The 20,199-nt window shown below is 71.0% G+C and carries 22 protein-coding genes and 1 pseudogene; 7 read left to right on the top strand and 16 right to left on the bottom strand.

Features of this window, described 5'->3' with window-relative positions; all coding sequences use genetic code 11:
* Nucleotides 1-318 precede the first annotated feature (318 nt).
* From AB0M93_RS12530 to thyX, 7 genes are all read right to left on the bottom strand, one after another.
* Nucleotides 319-2,016 carry a ribonuclease J gene (locus AB0M93_RS12530; protein ID WP_364271846.1) on the bottom strand — a complete coding sequence of 566 codons (1,698 nt, stop codon included), beginning with the start codon at nt 2,014-2,016 and terminating at the stop codon, nt 319-321.
* Nucleotides 2,013-3,050, bottom strand: coding sequence for a 4-hydroxy-tetrahydrodipicolinate synthase (gene dapA, locus AB0M93_RS12525; RefSeq protein ID WP_364272858.1), 1,038 nt, complete (start codon nt 3,048-3,050; stop codon nt 2,013-2,015). Before dapA ends, AB0M93_RS12530 begins: the two co-directional genes overlap by 4 nt.
* Nucleotides 3,051-3,179: 129 nt before the next feature.
* The gene (locus AB0M93_RS12520) at nt 3,180-4,658 is read right to left on the bottom strand and encodes a serine/threonine-protein kinase (protein WP_364271843.1); all 1,479 of its coding nucleotides are present in this window, start codon (nt 4,656-4,658) and stop codon (nt 3,180-3,182) included.
* A gap of 143 nt (nt 4,659-4,801) precedes the next feature.
* Nucleotides 4,802-5,236 carry a hypothetical protein gene (locus tag AB0M93_RS12515; RefSeq protein WP_364271840.1) on the bottom strand — a complete coding sequence of 145 codons (435 nt, stop codon included), beginning with the start codon at nt 5,234-5,236 and terminating at the stop codon, nt 4,802-4,804.
* Nucleotides 5,237-5,240: 4 nt separating this feature from the next.
* Nucleotides 5,241-6,482, bottom strand: coding sequence for an Nramp family divalent metal transporter (locus AB0M93_RS12510; protein ID WP_364271837.1), 1,242 nt, complete (start codon nt 6,480-6,482; stop codon nt 5,241-5,243).
* Between the two features lie 127 nt (nt 6,483-6,609).
* Nucleotides 6,610-7,005: an ACT domain-containing protein gene (locus tag AB0M93_RS12505; protein WP_364271834.1), complete on the bottom strand. Its 396-nt coding sequence runs from the start codon at nt 7,003-7,005 to the stop codon at nt 6,610-6,612.
* Entirely contained in the window at nt 7,005-7,757 is a 753-nt protein-coding gene (gene thyX / locus AB0M93_RS12500) for an FAD-dependent thymidylate synthase (RefSeq protein ID WP_364271832.1), read from the bottom strand. The genes AB0M93_RS12505 and thyX overlap by 1 nt, the downstream gene beginning before the upstream one ends.
* Nucleotides 7,758-7,877: 120 nt before the next feature.
* Between thyX and AB0M93_RS12495 the strand changes: the two genes are divergently transcribed.
* Nucleotides 7,878-8,393 (top strand): toxin-antitoxin system HicB family antitoxin, encoded by a 516-nt coding sequence (locus AB0M93_RS12495; RefSeq protein ID WP_364271829.1) that lies wholly within the window; start codon nt 7,878-7,880, stop codon nt 8,391-8,393.
* 12 nt (nt 8,394-8,405) lie between these two features.
* Nucleotides 8,406-9,329 (top strand): DUF4097 family beta strand repeat-containing protein, encoded by a 924-nt coding sequence (locus AB0M93_RS12490; protein ID WP_364271826.1) that lies wholly within the window; start codon nt 8,406-8,408, stop codon nt 9,327-9,329.
* Nucleotides 9,330-9,500: 171 nt separating this feature from the next.
* Here the strand turns inward: AB0M93_RS12490 and AB0M93_RS12485 are convergent, their stop codons facing one another.
* On the bottom strand, nt 9,501-9,635 hold the full coding sequence (locus AB0M93_RS12485; RefSeq protein ID WP_364271823.1) for a hypothetical protein: 135 nt from the start codon (nt 9,633-9,635) through the stop codon (nt 9,501-9,503).
* Between the two features lie 416 nt (nt 9,636-10,051).
* Between AB0M93_RS12485 and AB0M93_RS12480 the strand changes: the two genes are divergently transcribed.
* Entirely contained in the window at nt 10,052-10,444 is a 393-nt protein-coding gene (locus AB0M93_RS12480; protein WP_364257077.1) for a YciI family protein, read from the top strand.
* The gene (locus AB0M93_RS12475; protein WP_364271820.1) at nt 10,441-11,661 is read left to right on the top strand and encodes an RNA polymerase sigma factor; all 1,221 of its coding nucleotides are present in this window, start codon (nt 10,441-10,443) and stop codon (nt 11,659-11,661) included. The genes AB0M93_RS12480 and AB0M93_RS12475 overlap by 4 nt, the downstream gene beginning before the upstream one ends.
* 67 nt (nt 11,662-11,728) lie before the next feature.
* On the opposite strand, the gene AB0M93_RS12470 is transcribed toward AB0M93_RS12475, so the two are convergent.
* Nucleotides 11,729-12,943: a crosslink repair DNA glycosylase YcaQ family protein gene (locus AB0M93_RS12470; RefSeq protein WP_364271817.1), complete on the bottom strand. Its 1,215-nt coding sequence runs from the start codon at nt 12,941-12,943 to the stop codon at nt 11,729-11,731.
* Nucleotides 12,944-13,058: 115 nt separating this feature from the next.
* Here AB0M93_RS12470 and AB0M93_RS12465 point away from each other — a divergent pair, with 115 nt between their 5' ends.
* Nucleotides 13,059-13,616: a GNAT family N-acetyltransferase gene (locus tag AB0M93_RS12465; protein WP_364271814.1), complete on the top strand. Its 558-nt coding sequence runs from the start codon at nt 13,059-13,061 to the stop codon at nt 13,614-13,616.
* Between the two features lie 66 nt (nt 13,617-13,682).
* On the opposite strand, the pseudogene AB0M93_RS12460 reads toward AB0M93_RS12465, so the two are convergent.
* Nucleotides 13,683-13,985: pseudogene (locus AB0M93_RS12460) on the bottom strand (GtrA family protein); the annotation flags it as partial.
* A gap of 246 nt (nt 13,986-14,231) precedes the next feature.
* Here AB0M93_RS12460 and AB0M93_RS12455 point away from each other — a divergent pair.
* The gene (locus tag AB0M93_RS12455; protein WP_360179913.1) at nt 14,232-14,750 is read left to right on the top strand and encodes a hypothetical protein; all 519 of its coding nucleotides are present in this window, start codon (nt 14,232-14,234) and stop codon (nt 14,748-14,750) included.
* Here AB0M93_RS12455 and AB0M93_RS12450 read toward each other — a convergent pair.
* Genes AB0M93_RS12450 through AB0M93_RS12440 form a run of 3 tightly spaced genes read right to left on the bottom strand, consistent with a single transcriptional unit; the run spans nt 14,715 to nt 16,628 of the window.
* Nucleotides 14,715-14,891, bottom strand: coding sequence for a DUF397 domain-containing protein (locus AB0M93_RS12450; protein ID WP_364272856.1), 177 nt, complete (start codon nt 14,889-14,891; stop codon nt 14,715-14,717). The two genes, AB0M93_RS12455 and AB0M93_RS12450, sit on opposite strands and share 36 nt — an antisense overlap.
* Nucleotides 14,892-14,905: 14 nt before the next feature.
* Entirely contained in the window at nt 14,906-15,739 is an 834-nt protein-coding gene (locus tag AB0M93_RS12445) for a Scr1 family TA system antitoxin-like transcriptional regulator (RefSeq protein ID WP_364271812.1), read from the bottom strand.
* A gap of 10 nt (nt 15,740-15,749) precedes the next feature.
* Entirely contained in the window at nt 15,750-16,628 is an 879-nt protein-coding gene (locus AB0M93_RS12440) for a LysR family transcriptional regulator (RefSeq protein ID WP_364271809.1), read from the bottom strand.
* A gap of 70 nt (nt 16,629-16,698) precedes the next feature.
* On the opposite strand from AB0M93_RS12440, the gene AB0M93_RS12435 reads away from it, so the two are divergent.
* Entirely contained in the window at nt 16,699-17,643 is a 945-nt protein-coding gene (locus AB0M93_RS12435) for a 4,5-dihydroxyphthalate decarboxylase (RefSeq protein ID WP_364271806.1), read from the top strand.
* Here AB0M93_RS12435 and AB0M93_RS12430 read toward each other — a convergent pair.
* From AB0M93_RS12430 to AB0M93_RS12420, 3 genes are read right to left on the bottom strand one after another with little or no spacing between them, the layout of a single operon-like run.
* Nucleotides 17,629-18,087, bottom strand: a complete 459-nt coding sequence (locus AB0M93_RS12430) for a tetratricopeptide repeat protein (RefSeq protein WP_364271803.1) — start codon at nt 18,085-18,087, stop codon at nt 17,629-17,631. The genes AB0M93_RS12435 and AB0M93_RS12430 overlap by 15 nt on opposite strands.
* On the bottom strand, nt 18,084-18,824 hold the full coding sequence (gene dapB, locus AB0M93_RS12425) for a 4-hydroxy-tetrahydrodipicolinate reductase (protein ID WP_364271801.1): 741 nt from the start codon (nt 18,822-18,824) through the stop codon (nt 18,084-18,086). Before dapB ends, AB0M93_RS12430 begins: the two co-directional genes overlap by 4 nt.
* A complete protein-coding gene (locus AB0M93_RS12420; protein WP_364271798.1) occupies nt 18,821-20,185 on the bottom strand; it encodes a pitrilysin family protein in 1,365 nt (454 codons plus the stop codon). Before AB0M93_RS12420 ends, dapB begins: the two co-directional genes overlap by 4 nt.
* Between the last annotated feature and the right edge of the window lie 14 nt (nt 20,186-20,199).

Here is a 20,199-nt window from a genome sequence, read left to right as displayed (position 1 = left end):
TCTCTGCGCGAGGCGGGGTGGGATCAAGGTTATCCCGCAACAAGACGGCCGCACGTGCGCCGGACGGCCTAACAGGCGAGCGACTTCCACCCCGGGAGGGACCGATCCCCTCCCGCAGCGGGATGTCCACGGCGGCGCGCGGCGAAACACTGGACCGCATGAAGCCGACCCGAGGGGACCAACGCAGGGCGCGCCGCGCGCTGCTGCGCCAGGCCGTCACCGTCGCCATCGCGCTGCTGCTGGCCAGGGTGACGCACTGAAAAACGCGGAACGCCTTCGCCGCCGCAGGGGGAGGCGAAGGCGTTCCGCGCGAGAAACTCAGACCGGGATGACCGTCGGGACGATCATCGGGCGACGGCGGTAGGTGTCGGCCACCCAGCGGCCGACCACCCGGCGGACCGCCTGCGCGATCCGGTGCGTGTCCGTGATGCCTTCGGCCTCGGTGCGCGCCAGCTCCATCTCCACCAGCGGCACGACGGCGTCGAGTGCCTTCGGGTCGTCGGAGAAGCCGCGGCCGGACACCGTCGGGGCGCTGACCGGGCGGCCGGTGGCGGATTCGATCGCGACGCTGATCGAGATGAAGCCGCCCTCGCCGAGCACCAGCCGGTCGGACAGGGTCGACTCGCCGACGTCACCGACGGACAGGCCGTCGACGTAGACGTGCCCGACCTCGACGCGGCCGGTGCGGGACGCCTTGCCGTCGACCAGGTCGACGACGACGCCGTCCTCGGCGATCACCACGTTGTCCGCCGCGACGCCGGTGCGGATCGCCAGCTCGGCGTTGGCCTTCAGGTGCTTCCACTCGCCGTGGACCGGCATGACGTTGCTCGGGCGCACCGCGTTGTACAGGTACAGCAGCTCCCCCGCCGACGCGTGGCCCGACACGTGCACCTTGGCGTTGCCCTGGTGGACGACGTTCGCGCCGAGCCGGGTCAGGCCGTTGACCACGCCGAACACCGCGGTCTCGTTGCCCGGGATCATCGAGCTGGCCAGCACGACGGTGTCGCCGGCGCGGATCGAGATCTGCCGGTGCTCGCCGCGCGCCATCCGCGACAGCGCCGAGAGCGGCTCGCCCTGCGACCCCGTCGAGACGAACAGGACCTTGCTCTCCGGCAGCGTGCTCGCCTGGTCGAGGTCGACCAGCAGGCCGTCCGGCACGTTGAGCAGGCCCAGCTCGGCCGCGATGCCCATGTTCCGGACCATCGACCGGCCGACGAACGCGATCCGGCGGCCGTGCCGCTGGGCGGCGTCGAGCACCTGCTGGACGCGGTGGACGTGGCTGGCGAAGCAGGCCACGATCACGCGCTGGTCCACGCGGCGGATGACGTCGTCGAGGACCGGGCCGATGTCGCGCTCGGGCATGACGAACCCGGGCACCTCGGCGTTGGTCGAGTCCACGCAGAACAGGTCGACGCCCTCGTCGCCGAGCCGGGAGAAGCCGGCCAGGTCGGTGAGGCGCCCGTCCAGCGGCAGCTGGTCGAGCTTGATGTCGCCGGTGTGCAGGACCACGCCCGCCGGGGTGCGGATGGCCACCGCCAGCGCGTCCGGGATGGAGTGGTTGACCGCGAAGAACTCGAGGTTGAACACGCCGACGTCGCGGCGCTCGCCCTCGCGGACCTGGATCAGGTTCGGCCGCTGCCGGTGCTCCTTGGCCTTGGCCGCGAGCAGGGCGTTGGTGAACTTCGAGCCGTAGATCGGCAGGTCCGGCCGCAGGCGCAGGAGGAACGGGACGGCACCGATGTGGTCCTCGTGCCCGTGGGTGAGCACCAGGCCGTCGATGTCGTCGAGGCGGTCCTCGATCGCGCGGAAGTCGGGCAGGATCAGGTCGACGCCGGGCTGGTCGTCCTCGGGGAAGAGCACCCCGCAGTCGACGATCAGCAGCCGGCCGCCGTACTCGAAGACGGTCATGTTGCGCCCGACCTCGCCGATGCCGCCCAGCGCGACCACGCGCAGGGCTCCGGCGGGCAGTTCGGGCGGGGCGTTCGTGGGGCCTGGACCGGGGGGAAGTGAGCTCACCGAGGCAGGGTCCCAACGCTGGTGTGCGAGGTCGGCGCGATGTAGGCCGCTCGCGAATCTGCTTGTGCCACCCGCTCACCATGCCAGTCCTGAGCCGCCGTGTCGCCCAGCGGCACGCCGCCCTGGGCAAGATCGGCGGCGATCAGGGCCGTCTGCTCGGCGGTCGGGGCGACGATCGGCAGCCGCGGCTCGCCGATGTCGAAGCCGCGCAGCCGCAGCGCCGCCTTGCTGAAGGCGACCCCGCCGACCCGCGACATCGCGCGCAGCACCGGCAGCATGCCGCGGTGGTTGGTGCGCGCGGTGGACGTGTCGCCGTTCTCGTAGGCGTCGATCATCGCGCGGATCCGGCCCGCGACGACGTGACCGATCACACTCACCACGCCGACCCCGCCGACCGAGATCCACGGCAGGTTCAGGCCGTCGTCGCCGGAGTAGTAGGCGAGGTGGGTGTTGGCGATGACCTCGGAGCCGGCGATCAGGTCGCCCTTGGCGTCCTTGACCGCGACGATCCGGGGGTGCTCGGCCAGCCGCAGCAGCGTGTCGACCTCGATCGGGACGACCGAGCGCGGCGGGATGTCGTAGAGCAGCACCGGCAGGCCGGTGCTGTCGGCGACCGTGGTGAAGTGCGCGAACAGCCCCGCCTGGCTGGGCCGCGAGTAGTACGGGGTGACGACCAGCAGGCCGTGCGCGCCGGCCTCCTCGGCCTGCTTCGCCTGCTCGATGCTGTGCGCGGTGTTGTTGGTGCCCGCGCCGGCGACGACGGTCGCGCGGTCGCCGACGGCCTCGACCACCGCGCGGATCAGCTCCTGCTTCTCCGCGTCGCTCGTGGTCGGGCTCTCGCCGGTGGTGCCGTTGACCACGAGGCCGTCGTTCCCCAGCTCCACGAGGTGCTCGGCCAGCTCCTGCGCCCGCTTGAGGTCCAGCGCGCCGTCGGCGTCGAACGGGGTGGCCATCGCGGTGAGCACGCGCCCGAACGGCCGTCCGGGCGCTGCTGTAACAACCGGAGCTTCGCTCCGGGCCGGGGGCTCCGCCACCCGAGCCCCCGAACTGCCTGTGGTAGGTGGGTTGGACATGGGAAGACGGTACCCCGAGGGTCCGACGAAAACCGCGTCGACCTGGTCACCAGGAGGATTTCCCGGGGTCGGCCGTTCGTCGCGGAACTTCTACTTGACCTTGGTCACGATCGGAGCGGAGATCGGGCCGCCGTCGGCCTTGGCGAGGATGCAGTAGAACTCCCGCGTCGGGTACTCGCCGGACTTGTCGGGCACGCTCTGCCACTCGCCCTGGGTCGGGACGAGGGCGCGGTACTTGAGGCCGTCGCGCTGGGTGGCGGGGACGATCGACGAGCGGAAGGAAGCCGCGCAGCGGGCTTCGGCCACCGCCGTGACGGCCTCCACGCCCGGGTAGGCCGCGATCCCCGCGTCGCTGTCGGACCAGTTCGTGGTGCCGATGGCGTCCCCGCTGTCGTAGATCTCGACGGTGTGGCTCTCCTTGCAGTCGCCGTCGTTCTCGTCGCTGATCACCCCGCCGTCCTGGACCGGCGCGTTGTAGCACTGGTAGCTGGAGCTGGCGTCCACGCGCATCTGGCCGCCGAGGCCGAACGTCATCGTGGGCAGCTTCTGGGCGTCCGGCGCCGGCTTTTCGAAGGCTTTGCCCGCGAAGAAGCCGCCGATCAGGGCGGCCACGACCAGCACGGCCGCGGCTGCGAGCCACAGCGCGCGGTGGTTGTTCTTCGAAGGCGGCTGTGGTGCCGCGCCGCCGAGCATCGCCGTGCCGCGCGGCGGGGTGGGCCGCATGCCCTGCGCCGTGGTCAGCAAGTTCTGGGCCTGGGGCGCCGTCAGCCGCGCGTCCGGGTTGGTGACGAGGAGGCCGAGGATGGCCGCGGCGATCGGGCCCTGGCCGCGGGTCAGGTACGGGATCTCGGTCATGATCGCGTGCAGCGTCGCGGCGGTGGTCGCGCGCTCGAACGGGATCGAGCCTTCGACGGCGAAGAACAGCGTCGCGCCGAGGGACCAGAGGTCGGACGCGGGCAGCGCTTCCCGGCCCTCGACGCGCTCCGGCGCCATGAAGGCCGGCGAGCCGACGATCATGCCGCTGGTGGTCAGCCGCGGATCGTCGACGGCGTGGGCGATGCCGAAGTCGGTGAGCTTCACGCGGCCGTCCGGCGCGACGAGGATGTTCGCCGGCTTGACGTCCCGGTGCACGATCCCCGCGGCGTGCGCGGCCTGCAGCGCGGCGAGCACCCGCTCCCCCAGCTGCGCGGCCTGCGCGGCGGGCATCGGGCCGCGCTGCCGCACGAGATCGGCGAGGCTGGGGGCCTCGACGAGCTCCATGACGATGAACGTGGTGCCGCCGTCGGTGACGACGTCGTAGACGGTGACGATGGCGGGGTCGTTGAGCCGCCCGCCGGTGCGCACCTCACGCAGGGCGCGCTCGGAGAAGACGGCGGCGGACTCGGCGTCGGGCAGCCGCAGCTCCTTGACGGCGACCTGCCGTCCGATGACCTGGTCCTGCGCCCGCCACACGACGCCCATGCCGCCCCGGCCCAGTTCGCCCAGCAGGAGGTAGCGGCCCGCGACGACCCGCTGACCAGGCGTGTTGAGTGCCTGCGGCGGGTAGGGCCGGGTCTGTTCGTCGGTCACGGTGCTCCTTTTGGCGGCGGTCGCGCAGATGCTAGTCGGACCGCCGGCGGGCGCCGCGGGTTCCGCGGAATTCGCGCGTCGACCGCGTACCCGGACGGTCGGCTCGCGTACCTGGACCGTCGGCTCGCGTACCCGGCCGGTCGTCAGGGGTGGGTCTCGCCGCGGTAGGGGATCCACCGGTAGCCCGGGGCGAAGCCGCTGAACTCGGGGCGTTCGCCGGCGGCGGCCCAGATGTCTTCGCTGACCACGAGCCCGGGGAAGATCGTCAGGTCCTCTTCGGCCATCAGCTCCACGTAGGTGCGGAACTCGTCGGTCTCGACCCCGGCGAGCGCGTAGCGGTAGACCGGCGGGGCGGTCCGCAGCAGCCAGTAGAGCTGCCGGCCGGCCGCCGTCATGGCCGCCGCGTCTTCGCGCGAGCCGATCCCGGACCGGCTGAGACCTTCCGGCGCCACCCCGCACCACCAGCCGGTGCCGTCGGAAAACACCCGCACCGGCCAGCCGTCGAAGTGGCGCGCGAGGTCGTGGGCGTGGTTCTCCCGCTCGCCGCATTCGGCGTTGAGGGCGTAGGTCCAGGCCACCGGATCAGCCGGCGAACGTGAGGTAGATGAGGACCAGGTTGAGCGCGATGATGATCGCCGCGATCACCGAGGCCGCGACCGTCGTCAGGCGGCGGTTCGTCTCCTCGCCCATCAGGTCGCGGTCGGCCGTCAGGCGGATCAGGGGCACCAGCGCGAATGGGATGCCGAACGACAGCACCACCTGGGACACCACCAGCGCCGTGCTCGGGTCCGCACCCAGGGCGAGCACCACGATCGCCGGGGTCAGCGTGACCAGGCGGCGCGTGACCAGCGGGATCCGCTTGTGCAGCAGGCCCTGCATGATCATCGCGCCGGCGTACGCGCCGACCGACGTCGAGGCCAGGCCCGACGCCAGCAGGCCGATCGCGAACAGCAGCGCGACGCCCGGGCCGAGCGCCACCGACACCGCGCCGTGCGCGCCCTCGATGCTGTCCACGCCCTGCTGGCCCTGGAGGTTCGTCGCGGCCAGGAGCAGCATGCCGAGGTTGACCGCCCCCGCCAACAGCATCGCCAGGCCGACGTCCGCGCGCGTCGCCCGCAGCAGACGGCGGCGGCGGACCCCGTCCGGGCGGCCGTGGCGGTCGCGGACCAGGCCCGAGTGCAGGTAGACCGCGTGGGGCATGACCGTCGCGCCGAGCATCGCCGCGGCGATCAGGATGCTGCCCGCGCCGTCGAACCGAGGGACCAGGCCACCCACCGTCGAGGCCGCCGACGGCGGCTCGACGAACAGGCTCGCCAGGAAGCCGATCGCGATCACCGCCAGCAGGCCGGTGACGACCCGCTCGAACGTCCGCTGGCCGCCGCGGTCCTGGACCGCCAGCAGCGTCAGCGAGACCGCCCCGGTGATCAGGCCGCCGACGACGAGCGGCAGGTCGAACAGCAGGTTGAGGGCGATCGCACCGCCGACGACCTCGGCCAGGTCGGTGGCGATGGCGACGATCTCCGCCTGCGCCCAGTAGGCCAGCCGCGCGGGCCGGGACAGGCGGGCGCGCAGGGCTTCCGGCAGCGACATCCCGCTGACCAGGCCCAGTTTCGCCGACAGGTACTGCACGAGCACGGCCATCAGGTTCGCCACGACGATCACCCAGACCAGCAGGTAGCCGTAGCGGGCGCCGGCGCTGATGTTGGAGGCGACGTTGCCGGGGTCGACGTAGGCGATGGCGGCGACGAACGCGGGCCCCAGCAGGGCCGACCCGGTGCGCAGGCGGGACACCAGTCTCGGGCGGACCGCCTCGGTCACCGCCATGAAGCCACCTCTCGAGCACCGGGTATCGGAAACCCCAAACCGGAGTTTAGGCGTGCCGAACTTTGTTTTTCAAGGGTGACGGCTCCCACCCTCGTCCCCGGATACCCAGCAAACCGCGCCCGAAAAGTCAGGCGTGCGCGACCTCGTGCCCGGACTCGCGCAGGGCGGTGACCGCGTGGCCGAGGTCGGCACCCCGGACCAGGATGTGGTCGGTGTCGAACGTCGACATCGAGAACAGCGCGACCCCGGCCGCAGCCAGCTCGGAGGCCAGCGCGGCGATGATGCCGGTCAGCGTGAACTCCAGCGGGCCCCGGACCGACAGCAGCCGCCAGCCGTCCTCGGCCGCCGTGGCGCCGGCCGGCTCGCGGCCGGCCGGGCAGATCACCGACAGTTCTTCGGGCGTCCGGGTCACCGAGACGAACCCTTCGCCCGGCTCGAGCAGCCCGGCGGGCACCGCGGCGTCCGCGGGCAGCCGCACGACGGCGTACTCACCGGGCCGGACGTCGATCGCGAGTCGCTTCATCAGCCTTCCAGCACCTTCGGGCTCGTGGCGATCTCGGTGCCGTCCGGCAGCGTCGAGATGGTGAAGTCCGCGAACACGTTCGCGGCGGCCTTCTGCAGCTGCCGCAGGCATTCCACGGCCAGTTCGCGGATCTCGACGTCGGCGTGCTCGGTGGCCCGCATCGCGACGAAGTGCCGCCAGGCCCGGTAGTTGCCCGTGACGACGATGCGCGTTTCGGTCGCGTTCGGCAGCACCGAACGGGCGGCCTGGCGGGCCTGCTTGCGGCGCAGGGTCGCGGTGGGGACGTCGGCGAACTTCTCCTCGAGCCCGGCCAGCAGCTCGGTGTAGGCGTCGACGCTCGCCCGCGTCGCGGCGAGGAACTTCTCGTGCAGGACCGGGTCGTTGGCGATGATCTCGGGCTCGACGAACTCGGCGTCGCGCTCCGGGACGTACCGCTGCGAGAGCTGGGAGTAGGAGAAGTGGCGGTGCCGGATGAGCTCGTGGGTCAGCGACCGGGAGATGCCGCTGATGTAGAAGGTCACCGAGCCGTGCTCCAGCACCGAGAGGTGGCCGACGTCGATGATGTGCTCGAGGTAGCCGGCGTTGGTCGCGGTGGCCGGGTTCGGCTTCTTCCACGACTGGTAGCAGGCGCGGCCGGCGAACTCGGCGAGCGCTTCGCCGCCGTCCGCGTCGGTGGACCACGGCACGTCTTCGGGCGGGAAGAACTCGGTCTTCGCGATCAGCTGCACTCTGGGTGACACGGTTGCGGCCACGTCAGCACTCCTTCTCCCGGCTCCCGCGCAGCCTATCCGCGTGGGGCGGGCCACTCCCGGGGGACACGGTGACATCACGTCTTCCTTGACTGACGTCACCGATGACGTCATAGTGGTGTCATGGACCTGACCCCGTACATCGCCAACCTTCGCGAGGACCTCGCGAACACGGCTGCCGCCGGGGACGAGCACACCCGGCGGGCGGCCGCACTGCTGTCCTCCGCGCTCGAGCCCGCCGTCCGGCTGACCCTGATGAACGCCCTCGCCGACCTCGCCGCCGAGGTCACGGCCGCACTGCCGGGCCAGGTGGTGGACGTCCGGCTCGACGGCCGGGACGTCCGCGTGGTCGTCACCGGCACCGCCGAGGAGACGACGTCACGCGAGACACCACGTGACACCACACCGCCGCCACCGATCGACGGCGGTGACATCAGCCGGATCACGCTGCGGCTGTTCGACCAGGTCAAGGGCCAAGCCGAACGCGCGGCCGCCGCCCAAGGCGTCTCGCTGAACACGTTCGTGTCGCAGGCGGTGCAGGGCGCGCTCGGCCACGGCGCGCTCGGCGGCGGGAGCCACAAACACCACGGCAGGGGCGGCGCGGCCGGGTCGCACCTGCACGGCTGGGTCGAAGGCTGAGGGGACGAGACGATGAGTGAAGAACGAACCACACCGGCCGGAGAGCCGAACGACGAACTGGTCCGGATCGACGAGTTCGAGACCGACGGCCCGCTGGAGCTCGACGTCAGCGTCACGATCGGCCGCGTCGAGATCGTCCTGGAAGGAGAGTCCGGCGCCCGCGTGGAGCTGCGGCACGACCAGGGCGAGCAGCAGCCGTGGGTGGCGGGGGTGAACAGCCTGCTGTCCTGGGTCGGCGAGCGCTTCGGCGACCAGCTGGGCGTCGACCCGGCGACCTCGCCCGCCGAGGCGGTGCGGCAGAGCCGGATCGAAAAGCTGGGCAACCGCCTGGTGGTCCAGGCGCCGAAGGCGTGGCAGCTGCGCAACTCCGCCCTCGCGGTGAAGGTGCACGCGCCGGCGGGCTCGCACGTCGAGGTGCGGGCGGGCGCGGCCGACGTCACGGTGACCGGCTCGGCCGGCCGCGTCGACCTGCTGACCGGCTCCGGCGAGGTGAAGCTCGAGCGAGCCGACGGCTCGGCGACGATCCGCACCGGCAGCGGCGCGGTCAAGCTCGGCCCGACACTGGGCGGGCTGCAGCTGCGCAGCGGCAGCGGCCACGTGGAGGCGGCGTCGATCGCCGGCTCGGCGACCCTGGCCACCGGCACGGGCGACGTCTGGCTGGGCGCGGTTTCGGGCGAGGTGATGGCCCGCACCGGCAGCGGCGACCTTTCGGTGGCCGACGCGGGATCGGGCTCCCTCGACCTGATCACCGGCTCCGGCGAGGTCCGGATCGGCATCCGCGGCGGCACGTCCGCCGAGGTCGACCTGACCTCCAGCGCCGGACGCGTGTCCAGCGAACTGGACGTCGCCGACACCGCCCCCGAGGGCGGCGTGAAGCTCAAGGTCCGCGCCCGCACGGGCACGGGCAACGCCGTGGTGACGCGCGCGGCGGCCTGAGCAAGGGGGAGGAACGGGCCGTTCCCGGCGGGGGTGCCGGGGACGGCCCGTTCGCGCGGAGTGCCGGAGAAAGCGCTTCGCAGAAATCCGGCGAATCCGCTCCCGAGCGAATCGTGAACCGCCTCGATCGCCTCGGCGGTCGCGCGGTGCCGACGATTCGACACCGTTCATTTACGCCTCGAGGTACCACTGGAAGCTCGTCGACACACTGATGGCGCCGCTGTGATGACCGAACGGGAATCCGCCGGCCGCCTGGGTGAATACCTCGAAATCGACGGCGGTCTCGGTGATCTTGACGTTCTGCACGTACGCGAGACCACGAAACACCGCGTACCCCTGGGTGACCGTGCCCGGGATGATGCGCGCCCTGTCCGGAGCCCCGTAGGCGAGGTGGCTCGTCTCCGAAGCTGTGTCGACCTGCGCCGGGTGCCCGGTTGAAAATCAGACCTGATTTTTCCACGGTCAGCTAAAGTATCGGCTCCCTTTTTCGTGCGAAGCATCTCCGAATCAATAGTCAGAGATTGACCGTTACCTCGCAGGCTTGCAGATCAAAAAGCAGGCACGGACGGCACAACCGGCTCCCCGTCCTCAACCCCGGGCAGCGTGACCGGCTCGGTGATCGACAGTGGTCACCGTCACTAGACTTCGTGTCCGGACCGGCGGCTCGACTCCGACGTCTCCGCTGAAAGGTTCCCAGTGGAGAGGACACGAACGTGAAGTACATGATCATGTTGTCGTTGACCCAGCAGGACCTGGACATGATGGCCGGCTGGTCCCCGCAGGACGCGGCCGCGCTGCACCAGTTCATGGCGAAGTGGAACAACGATCTGGTCGAGTCCGGTGAGTTCGTCGACGCGCACGGCCTCACCCCGCCCGTTCACGCGCGGCGGGTCTCGCTCAAGGACGGCGTCCCGGTGGTCACCGACGGCCCCTACGCGGAGACCCAGGAAGTGCTCGGCGGATACACCATCGTCGACTGCGTCAGCTACGACCGGGCCACCGAGATCGCCGCCCGACTCGTCAACACACCCCACCCGGCAGGCGCCACGTTCGTGCATGACCTGCACGTGGACATCCGGCCGATCGCCGGGTCCGCGGCCGAGTCGCTGGAGTGAACGATCGTTTCGCCGAGGGCCTGCTGCGTGAGTTGGCGCCGCAGGTCCTCGGCGCGGTCGTCCGGCGCTACGGCCATTTCGACACCGCCGAGGACGCCGTGCAGGAGGCGTTGATCGCGGCCGCCCGGCAGTGGCCGGCCGAGGGGGTTCCGGACGACCCGAAGGCCTGGCTGATCACGGTCGCGTCGCGCCGGCTCACCGACCTGCTGCGGGCCGAGCAGGCCCGGCACCGCCGTGAACTGGACCAGCGGCCGGTCCCCACCGGACCCGTTGTGGACTTCGACGACACACTGATCCTGCTGTTCCTGTGCTGTCACCCGGCGTTGTCCCCGGCGTCCCAGATCGCGCTGACGCTCCGCGCGGTCGGCGGTCTCACCACGGCCGAGATCGCCCGCGCGTTCCTGGTACCGGAGTCGACGATGACCCGGCGGATCACCCGCGCCAAGCAGGCCGTCAAGGACAGCGGCATCCCGTTCGGCATGCCGGCCGACCGCGGCGAACGGCTCGGCGCCGTCCTGCACGTGCTGTACCTGATCTTCAACGAGGGCTACGCCACCACGGCCGGCCCGGACCTGCACCGCGCCGAGTTGTCCACCGAGGCGATCCGGCTGGCCCGGATCGTGCACCGCCTGCTGCCCGAGGACCCCGAGGTCACCGGGCTGCTGGCGCTCATGCTGCTGGTCGACGCCCGCCGGCCGGCCCGCACGGGCCCGGACGGCGGCGTGATCCCGATGGACGAACAAGACCGAAGCCGGTGGAACACCGGGTTCATCACCGAGGGCGTCGCGTTGATCAGCGGCGCGCTTCCCCACGGGCCGATCGGCCCGTACCAGTTGCAGGCCGCCATCGCCGCCGTCCACGACGAGGCACCCACGTCCGCGGACACCGACTGGCCGCAGATCAAAGCCCTCTACGAGGTACTGCTGCGAATCAACGACAACGCGGTGGTACGGCTCAACCACGTCGTCGCGGTCGCGATGGCCGACAGTCCCCAGGCCGGGCTGGACCTGCTCGGCCCACTGGAGACAACGCTGGCCAAGGACCACCGGCTGCACTCGGTCCGCGCGCACCTGCTCGAAATGTCCGGCAACCGTGAGGCGGCCCGGGTGTCCTACGAACACGCGGCCCGCCTCACGATGAGCCTGCCTCAGCAGCGTTATCTCCAGGCCCGCGCTACAAGGTGTGCGCGAGACGGTACGCCTTCCGCAGGCCGGTGACCAACGGGTGCGTCGGGTCAGCTCAAGGATCCGTTTGACCGGCGCCAGCCTCACCGCAGCAGCAACCTCAGCGGACCAGTTTTCCCAGCGGTGCCGCCAAATCACCCCGGGAACCGACCGTCACGCCCGACAGGCCCAGCCACTCCGCCATGTGCCGCAGCTCTGCCGCCAGCTCCGGGAGCACCCGGGCCACGTCCACCCCTTCCTCCGCGAACGCTCCCTGGACCCGCAACACCCCCGCCGCCCGGTCGGACTTCAGGTCCACCCTTGCGACCAGCGATCCGTCCAGGAGGAACGGGAACACGTAATACCCGTACACCCGCTTCGCCTCCGGGACGTAGATCTCGATGCGGTAGTGGAATCCGAACAACCGCTCCGTGCGGGCGCGCTCCCAGATCAGCGGGTCGAACGGGCACAGCAGCGCCCGGCCCGTCACGTTCCGCGGGGTCCGGGCCGACGCGTGCCGGTACGCCGGCTGCTTCCAGCCGTGGACCGCCACCGGCTCCAGCTCTCCCGACTCCACCAGCTCCGCCACCGCCTGGCGGGCCGGGGCCGGGCCCAGGCGGTAGTAGTCGCGCAGGTCCGTCTCCGTGGCCACGCCCAGTGCCCGGGCCGACCGGGAAATCAGGCCCCGGGCGCCCTCCTCCGGGGAGACCGATCGGGCGAGGATCTCCGGCGGGACCACCCGTTCCGTCAGGTCGTACAGGCGCTCGAACGACCGCCGCGTTCCCGTGGTCAGCTGGCCGATGCCGAACAGGTACTCGCACACCCGCTTGACCTCCGAGCGCTCCCACCACGAGCCCGGCCCCCGGCGCTGGGCGTCCGCCTCCACCGCCCGCTCGATGCCGCCCGCGCCGATCGGGCCCAGCTCCTTCACCACCGACAGGATCTCCTCCACCATGCCCGGTGACTTCTCGATCAACGGGCCGTAGTGCCGCCACCAGCCGTCGCGCTTCGCGCCCGAGCGGATCAGGGGCCAGTCCTCGATCGGCAGGAGGCTCGCCTCGTGCGCCCACGTCTCCACCAGCATCCGCGGGCGACGCGCCGAGTTCGCCCACGCCGCCGCGTCGAGCAACGCCGGGTCGTACGCGCCCAGCCGCGAGAACACCGGCATGTAGTGCGCCCGGACCGCCACGTTCACCGAGTCCAGCTGCAGCAGCTGGACCCGGGACAACACCCGTTTCAGGTGCTGCCGCGAAGGCACGCCGGACGGACGCGGGTCGGTGAAGCCCTGTGCGGCCAGGAACGTCTTCCGGGCCGTCGAGACACTGATCGTTTGCATGGTGAGCTCATGGTGCCACCCACCACCGACAAAATCCGCGACCGCTAATCCATCCATGCCCCCACCACCGCCCTCAACGGAGGCGCTTCACGCCGCTGTACTAATTTCAGCCACTATGAGCGACGCCGCCGTCCGTCCCGCCGATCTGTCCGACGCCGCGGAGATCGCCCGCATCCAGCGCGAAACCTGGCACGCCGCCTACGAGGACCTCCTCGGCAAGCAGGCCCTCGCCCAGCTGGACGCCGCCGACCTGGCCGGCACCTGGGCCGAGACCATCGACTACCCCGGCAGCCAGGTCTACGTCGCCACCGAAGGCGAGTTCGCCGTCGGATTCTGCGTCGCCGGGCGGGCACCCGAAGGAGAGGTCGCCCAGGCCGACGGGAGCCTGCCCGAGGACGCCGAGACGACCGGGCTGATCGCCACCCTGCTCGTCGAGCCGCGGTGGGGACGCCGCGGGCACGCCGGGCGGCTACTCGCGACGGCCGCCGCGGGCCTGCGGGCCGACGGTGCCTCCCGCGGCATCGCCTGGGTCGCCCAGGGCGACCACGCCTCCCTCGGGTTCTACCGGCGGGCCGGCTGGAACCCCGACGGCACCGTCCGCACCCTCGACACCGGCGAACGCACTGTCCGCGAGGTCCGGCTCACCGGCACCCTCGACCTCACCCTGACCTGAGTCCCGGAAGATCACCCACCGCATCACGGCGTACATGAACACGCCCTCACACGCGCCCGCGAGCACTCGCGAGACGTGGTATTCGACGCCCAGCGCCGTCAGCCCCGCGCCCACACCCAGCAGGAACGCGGCGTAATTGACGACGATTGCGACGATGTAAAGCGCCAGCTGAAAGCCGACGGCGGCGTGGGAATGGAAGTTGAACGTCCGGTTCAGCACGAAGCTCAGCCCGAACGCCACGGCGTACGCCAGCGTGATCGCCAGCCACACCGGCCAGCCGAGCAAGCCGTGGAAGACGGTCAGCAGCGCGAGGTCGACGCCGAACGTGAACCCGTTGATGAGGCAGAAGCCGAGAAACGTCGGCGCCACGATCCGCGACAACCCCAGTGGCAGGAAGCGCACGACGGTCCGGCAGAGGGCGCCGAAACGGTCAGCGGGCGTACGGGGTTGCTCGGCGGCCACCCCGTCAGTGTTCCGGCGGGAGGTGACCGGCAGCCGTCCGGCAGGTGATCTTCTGGTGCGGACCGCCCGCCGAAGAGGGGGGTTAACCCCCGTGCGCGGAGGTTTCGAACTGATAACTTGGAAGAACGCGAGAGCTTTTCAGGAGGTGACACGATGAGCTGGATCCTGCTGACGCTGGGCGTCGCGTTCGGTTCGGCCATCGTGCCGCTGATCAACGCCGAAGTGTTCTTGCTGGGACTGTGCGCGAGCCAGCCGGGGTTGCACTGGCTGTGGCTCGGGGCAGCGGTGGCGGTCGGGCAGATCGCCGGCAAGACGCTGTACTACCTGGCCGCCCGCGGGACGATCAAGCTGCCGAAGCCGCTGCACGACCGGTTGCACCGCGAGCGTCCGATGACGCCGAGACGCGTGCGCTGGCAGCTGCGGACCAAGCGGATCCGCGGGTGGGTCGACGGTCTGCGCGAGCGCTGCCACCGGCACCCGCACTGGATGGCCGGGACGTACGGGGTGAGTTCCCTGGTGGGCCTGCCCCCGTTCATGGCGACGAGCGTGCTGGCGGGCCTGGTGCGGATGCGGCTCGCGACCTTCCTGACCACGGGGCTCGCCGGAAGGTGGATCCGCTTCAGCCTGATCGCGGCTTCACCCGCGGTGTTCGCGGGCTGGCTCCACCACTGAGATCAACGCGGTCCAGGCGGCGCGCGAGACGGTGAGCTGACCGAGGTGCCGGGCCTTGGTGTCCCGCACGCCCACGGAATTCGCCAGGGAAACCTCGACACACTCGCCTTCGGTAGCGCTGTAGCTCGACTTGCGCCACATGACCATGCTGCTCCCTAACGCGCCGCCTCCCGAAGCAGGGCTTGGGAGGCGTCTTCGGCCAATGCTTTGTCCTGTAAGAGCTTTACCAGCTTCCGGTAGGCGGCGGTAGCGTCCAACTCGTTGACGAAAGCGCTGGCGTGGTGGTGTTCCAGGAACACGATCGCCGGATCGCTCGGGAAGTCGTACAGGGTGAACATGCCGATCTTGCCCGGATGATAGCCCGTATCGGCAGGTATCAAGCGAACTGAAATGTTAGATCTGATAGCTAAGCGAAGCAGGTGGTCGATCTGGTCGGACATGACGTCCGCATCGCCGACCACCTCGCGGATCGCCAGCTCGGAAATGATCACCTTGAGCTGCGCGGGATCGTATCCGGAGAGGATTCGCTGCCGGTTCAAGCGCGCTACCAGGCGGGCGTCGGCCTGCTCCGCTTTGATACCGGAGGCAGTCAGTTGCGCGCGGGCGTAGTCGGGGGTCTGCAACAAGCCCGGGATGATCAGCGGGGACCAGTTGGTGATCCGGCTCGCCGTCCGCTCGCACTGCATCACCCCCGTGAGCGCCGCCGGGAGATCCGACGGGTGGGAATCCAGCCAGTTGAGCTCCCTCGTGTGCTGCACCAGTTCCAGGATCCGGCCGGTCGTCACCCGATCCACCCGCAAGTACCCCAGGATCCGCGCCACTTCCTCGATCGGCGGCACCCGGATCCCCAGCTCCCACTGCGACAGGAGCCGCGGGTCCACCTCCAGCGCCCGGGCGAGCTCACGCAGCCCGAATTTCCGTGCCTCACGCACTTCACGCAAGGACGCGGACAACGCCCGGGAACCCGGAGAAGACGAAGTCGGTTTCATGCGGGCGATGCTACGAAACCCCGCCATTTCCCGAATGAACGACAACTGTCAGCGAAATGCCACACCGCACGAAACTGCGCACCAGCGGGCTGCTGCCCGCCTTCGGCCACGCCACCACGAGCTCGCTCGGCGGACGATCGGCCACCGGCACGATCCGCAGTCCCGGCGGCAACGGCTGGCCGACCGGGGCGAGGGCCGCGGTGCCGTTCCACAGCACCGCCTGCAGGCACTCCTGGACCGTCCGCATGACCGGGGCGTCGTCGCCGGGCGGGCCGCCCGTCCAGTAGGCCGTCCAGTGCGGGTCGGTGCCGTCCGGGAGGCGGACCCAGCGGCGGCCGGCGAGCTCCGCCGTCGCCAGCTCGGCCCGGCCGGCCAGGGGGTCGTCGTCGCGCAGCACCACGCCCACGGGGACCCGGCGCAGCACGTGGACGCCGATGCCCGCCGTCTCGAACGGTGTGCGGGTCAGTGCCACGTCGACCAGGCCGGTGCGCAGGCCGGCCGTCGGGTCGGCGAGGTCCGTTTCGTGGACGCGCACGTCGACGTGCGGGTGCTGCTCGCGGAACAGGGCCACCAACCGGGCGCCGACGTGCTCGGCGGCGTCCGCCAGGGTGCCGACCGTCAGGGTCGTCGTGCCCGCCGCCGTCACGCGGTCGCGGATGCGGCCGGCCTGGGCCAGGAGCGCGACAGCCTCGTCGTACAGGACGGCACCCGCCTCGGTGAGCGTGACGCCTTTGGGCGTGCGCTCGAACAGCGTCGCGCCCAGCTCGTCCTCCAGCCCGCGCACCGCGCGGCTCAGCGGCGGCTGCGCCATGTGCAGCCGGTCCGCCGCGCGGCCGATGTGCCGCTCCTCGGCCACCGCGACGAAGTACCGGAGCACGCGCAAGTCCATACCCCCACGGTATCGAGTTGCCGCAACCGGTCTTGGACGCCCCGGCCCGCGCGCGCCGATGATCGGAACCATGCGTATCGGCACCTTCACCTACGACACGACCCGGGACCTGTCGGGCGTGGAGACCGCCCCCACCCTGCCCGAGATCTTCGAACGGGCGGTCCGCGGCGAGTTCGACGTCGCCGAGCTCGGCCTGACGTTCTACCTGCGGCTCCTCGAAGAAGGCACCCCGTTCGTGGCGCTGCCGATCTTCCCCAACCGCGTCTTCCGGCACTCGTGCGTCTTCGTCAACACCCGGTCGGGGATCACCGGTCCCGGTGACCTCGCGGGGCGGACCATCGGCGAGTTCGGCACCTACGGCCAGGACTCGGGCGTCTGGGCCAAGGGCATCCTGATGGACGAGCACGGGTTCCGGCCCGAGACGAACCGCTGGGTGATCGGCGGCCTCGAACACCCCGCCGAACCCTTCGGTTTCATCCCGCACCCGCACCCCGTCGCCGTCGAGGTCACCACGGCGGGGCAGAAGACGTTGAACGACCTGCTCGCCACCGGCGAGATCGACGCGCTGTTCTCCGCGAACGTCCCGCAGTGCGTGCTCGACGGGCACCCGGACGTCGCCCGGCTGTTCCCGGACTTCGCCGCCCGGGAACGCGACTACCACCGGCGTACCGGGATCTTCCCGATCATGCACGCGATCGTCGTCCGGCGGGAGCTCCTCGCCGAGGATCCCGGTCTGGCCGGCCGCGTCTATTCGATGTTCGAAACCGCGAAGGACGCCGCCGCCGCGCGCTACCGCCGCGACCGGCGGCTCTTCCAGGTGCCGACCATGCTGCCGTGGGCGAACGCGCTGGTCGACGAAACCCTCGCCGAGTTCGGCGAGAACTGGTGGCCCTACGGCATTTCGGCCAACCGCACTACGCTGGAGGCGTACCTGCGGTACCACCACGAGCAGGGGCTGTCCTCGCGGCGGTGGCGGATCGACGAGATCTTCGCGCCGGAGCTACTCGGCACGTGAGCGGTCGGCGGCTTCGAGCTCGATCGCCTTCCGCATCGTCTCGCGCGCCCGGCGGCGGTCGCCCGCGATGTCGTAGGCGTACGCGAGCTTGTACCAGGCCCGCCAGTTCTCCTGGTCGGCCTCGACCTCCGCGCGGCGCTGCCCGAACCACGCGTCGGCCGCGTCGCGGTCCACGCGGCCCGAGGGGCGGCGCGGCAGGTCCGAGACGTCCGGGAGCTCGCCCTCGGCGTCCAGCCGCCGGGACAGGCGCTGGATCTGCAGGCCGTTGCGCCAGGTCACGACGACCACCCAGAGGCCGAGGAGCGGCAGCAGGAGCACGCCGGCACCCAGCGCGATGCCGACGGCCGTCCCCGTCTTGAACAGCGCGACCGCCCGGTCCGCCAGCAGGACCAGGTAGACGACCAGCGCCGCGGTCAGCAGCAGCGCGACATTGCGGGCTTTCACAGGTCGAGGACGTTTTCCAGGCCGACCGTCAGACCGGGCCGCGTCAGCACCTCACGGACGCCGAGCAGCACGCCCGGCATGAACGACGTCCGGTCGAGGGAGTCGTGGCGGATGGTCAGGGTCTCCCCCTCGCCGCCGAACAGGATCTCCTCGTGCGCGACCAGGCCCGGCAGGCGGACCGAGTGGACGCGGACTTCTTCGACCGTCGCGCCGCGGGCGCCGTCGAGCTCCGACGTCGTCGCGTCCGGGCCCGGCGTCACGCCCGCCTCCGCGCGCGCCGCGGCGATCATCCGGGCGGTGTGCGCGGCGGTGCCCGAAGGCGCGTCGGCCTTGCGGTTGTGGTGCAGCTCGATGATCTCCGCCGAGGCGTAGAACTTCGCCGCCTGGGCCGCGAACCGCATCGCCAGAACCGCGCCGAGGGCGAAGTTCGGCGCGATCAGCACCCCGAGTTCCGGCTTCGGCTCCAGGAGGGAACGCAGCGACGCCAGCCTGTCCTCGCTGAAGCCGGTGGTGCCGACGACCGCGTGGATGTCGTGCTCGACCAGGTACTCCAGGTTGCCCATGACGGTGTCGGGGTGGGTGAAGTCGACGACGACCTGGGCGTCGGCCAGCGCGGAGAAGTCGTCGCCGGCGTCCAGCGCGGCCACTAGCTTCATGTCCGAAGCGCCTTCGACGGCGTTCACCACCGTGGCACCCATCCGGCCGCGCGCACCGAGCACACCGACGTTGATGGTCATGAAGCGATCACCTCGTGCAGGTCGTCAGGAAGGTCGTCGGCGTGAGCGTACGGCCCGACGACCGCCGCCGCCGAGACCCCGCCCGGCCGCGCGAACAAAGTGCGAGCGAGCGCACACACGTCCTCGGTGGTGACGGCGTCGATGCGGGCGATCGTGTCGTCGACGCCCAGGTAACGGCCGTAGTTGAGCTCGTTCTTGCCGATCCGCGACATCCGCGACGACGTGTCCTCCAGGCCCAGCACCAGGCCGCCGCGCAGCTGGCCCTTGGCGCGGGCGACCTCGGCGTCGGTCAGGCCGTCGACGCCGACCTTGTCGAGCACCTCGCGGATGACGCCGGCGACGTCGCCGAGCTTCTCGGGCTGGCAGCCCGCGTACACCGCCATGTGCCCGGTGTCGGAGTAGCTCGCGACCGACGAGTACACCTGGTAGGCCAGCCCGCGCTGCTCGCGGATCTCCTGGAACAGCCGCGACGACATGCCGCCGCCGAGGGCCGCGTTGAGCACCGACAGCGCGAAGCGGCGGTCGTCGTGGCGCGACAGGGACCGCAGGCCCAGCATGACGTGCGCCTGCTCGGTGTCGTCGGTGTGCAGAGCCAGCTTCGGCACGGTCTTGATCCGGGCGCGGCCCTCGCGCGGCGCGACCGGCGTCGCGGTGCCGGTCAGTCGCTCGCCGAGCGCCTTGCGCACCAGGCGGAGCACCTGGTTGTGGTCGATGTTCCCGGCCACGGACAGCACCATCCGCGGCAGCGTGTAGCGGCGCTTGTAGAAGTTCCGCAGCGCCGACGGCGACATCTCGACGATCGACTTCTCGGTGCCGAGCACCGGGCGGCCGAGCGCGTGGTCGCCGAGGATCGCGGTCACGAACGTCTCGTGCAGCAGGTCCTCGGGGTCGTCGTCGCGCATCGAAATCTCTTCGAGGACGACGCTGCGCTCCATGTCCATGTCGCGGTCGGTGCACAGCGCGTCGAACACGACGTCGGTGACCAGGTCCACGGCCAGCGGGAGGTCGGCGTCGAGCACCTGCGCGTAGTAGCAGGTGTGTTCCTTCGCCGTGAAGGCGTTGAACTCGCCGCCGACCGCGTCGATCTCCTCGGCGATCTGCGTGGCGTCGCGGTGCTTCGTGCCCTTGAACAGCAGGTGCTCGAGGTAGTGCGCGGCGCCGGCGACGGCGGCCGGCTCGTCGCGGGAGCCGATGCCGACCCACAGCCCGACCGTGGCCGAGCGCGACGCCGGGACGTGCTCGGTGATCACGCGCAGCCCGCCGGGCAGGACACTGCGCTTGACGACCGCACCGTCCGAAGTGGACTCCAGCGTGCGGGTGGTGCCGACGGGCTGCTCGTGCCCGGAAACCTGCCGTGCCATGGGTTCCTTACTCA

Origin of the sequence: Amycolatopsis sp. NPDC051102 (genome assembly GCF_040682815.1) — a bacterium.
Lineage (GTDB): Bacteria > Actinomycetota > Actinomycetes > Mycobacteriales > Pseudonocardiaceae > Amycolatopsis.
The sequence above is the reverse complement of the archived record's forward strand: the minus strand, read 5'-3'. Positions and strand labels throughout refer to the sequence as shown.

Coding starts and splice junctions, on each gene's coding strand:
- AB0M93_RS12450 (WP_364272856.1), bottom strand. CDS start 14,891: ATGTGGCGCAAGTCGAGCTACAGCGCTACCGAAGGCGAGTGTGTCGAG.
- AB0M93_RS12440 (WP_364271809.1), bottom strand. CDS start 16,628: ATGGACTTGCGCGTGCTCCGGTACTTCGTCGCGGTGGCCGAGGAGCGG.
- AB0M93_RS12490 (WP_364271826.1), top strand. CDS start 8,406: ATGAGTGAAGAACGAACCACACCGGCCGGAGAGCCGAACGACGAACTG.
- AB0M93_RS12435 (WP_364271806.1), top strand. CDS start 16,699: ATGCGTATCGGCACCTTCACCTACGACACGACCCGGGACCTGTCGGGC.
- AB0M93_RS12480 (WP_364257077.1), top strand. CDS start 10,052: ATGATCATGTTGTCGTTGACCCAGCAGGACCTGGACATGATGGCCGGC.
- AB0M93_RS12470 (WP_364271817.1), bottom strand. CDS start 12,943: ATGCAAACGATCAGTGTCTCGACGGCCCGGAAGACGTTCCTGGCCGCA.
- AB0M93_RS12505 (WP_364271834.1), bottom strand. CDS start 7,005: ATGAAGCGACTCGCGATCGACGTCCGGCCCGGTGAGTACGCCGTCGTG.
- AB0M93_RS12420 (WP_364271798.1), bottom strand. CDS start 20,185: ATGGCACGGCAGGTTTCCGGGCACGAGCAGCCCGTCGGCACCACCCGC.
- AB0M93_RS12510 (WP_364271837.1), bottom strand. CDS start 6,482: ATGGCGGTGACCGAGGCGGTCCGCCCGAGACTGGTGTCCCGCCTGCGC.
- AB0M93_RS12455 (WP_360179913.1), top strand. CDS start 14,232: ATGAGCTGGATCCTGCTGACGCTGGGCGTCGCGTTCGGTTCGGCCATC.
- dapB (WP_364271801.1), bottom strand. CDS start 18,824: ATGACCATCAACGTCGGTGTGCTCGGTGCGCGCGGCCGGATGGGTGCC.
- AB0M93_RS12465 (WP_364271814.1), top strand. CDS start 13,059: ATGAGCGACGCCGCCGTCCGTCCCGCCGATCTGTCCGACGCCGCGGAG.
- AB0M93_RS12495 (WP_364271829.1), top strand. CDS start 7,878: ATGGACCTGACCCCGTACATCGCCAACCTTCGCGAGGACCTCGCGAAC.
- AB0M93_RS12445 (WP_364271812.1), bottom strand. CDS start 15,739: ATGAAACCGACTTCGTCTTCTCCGGGTTCCCGGGCGTTGTCCGCGTCC.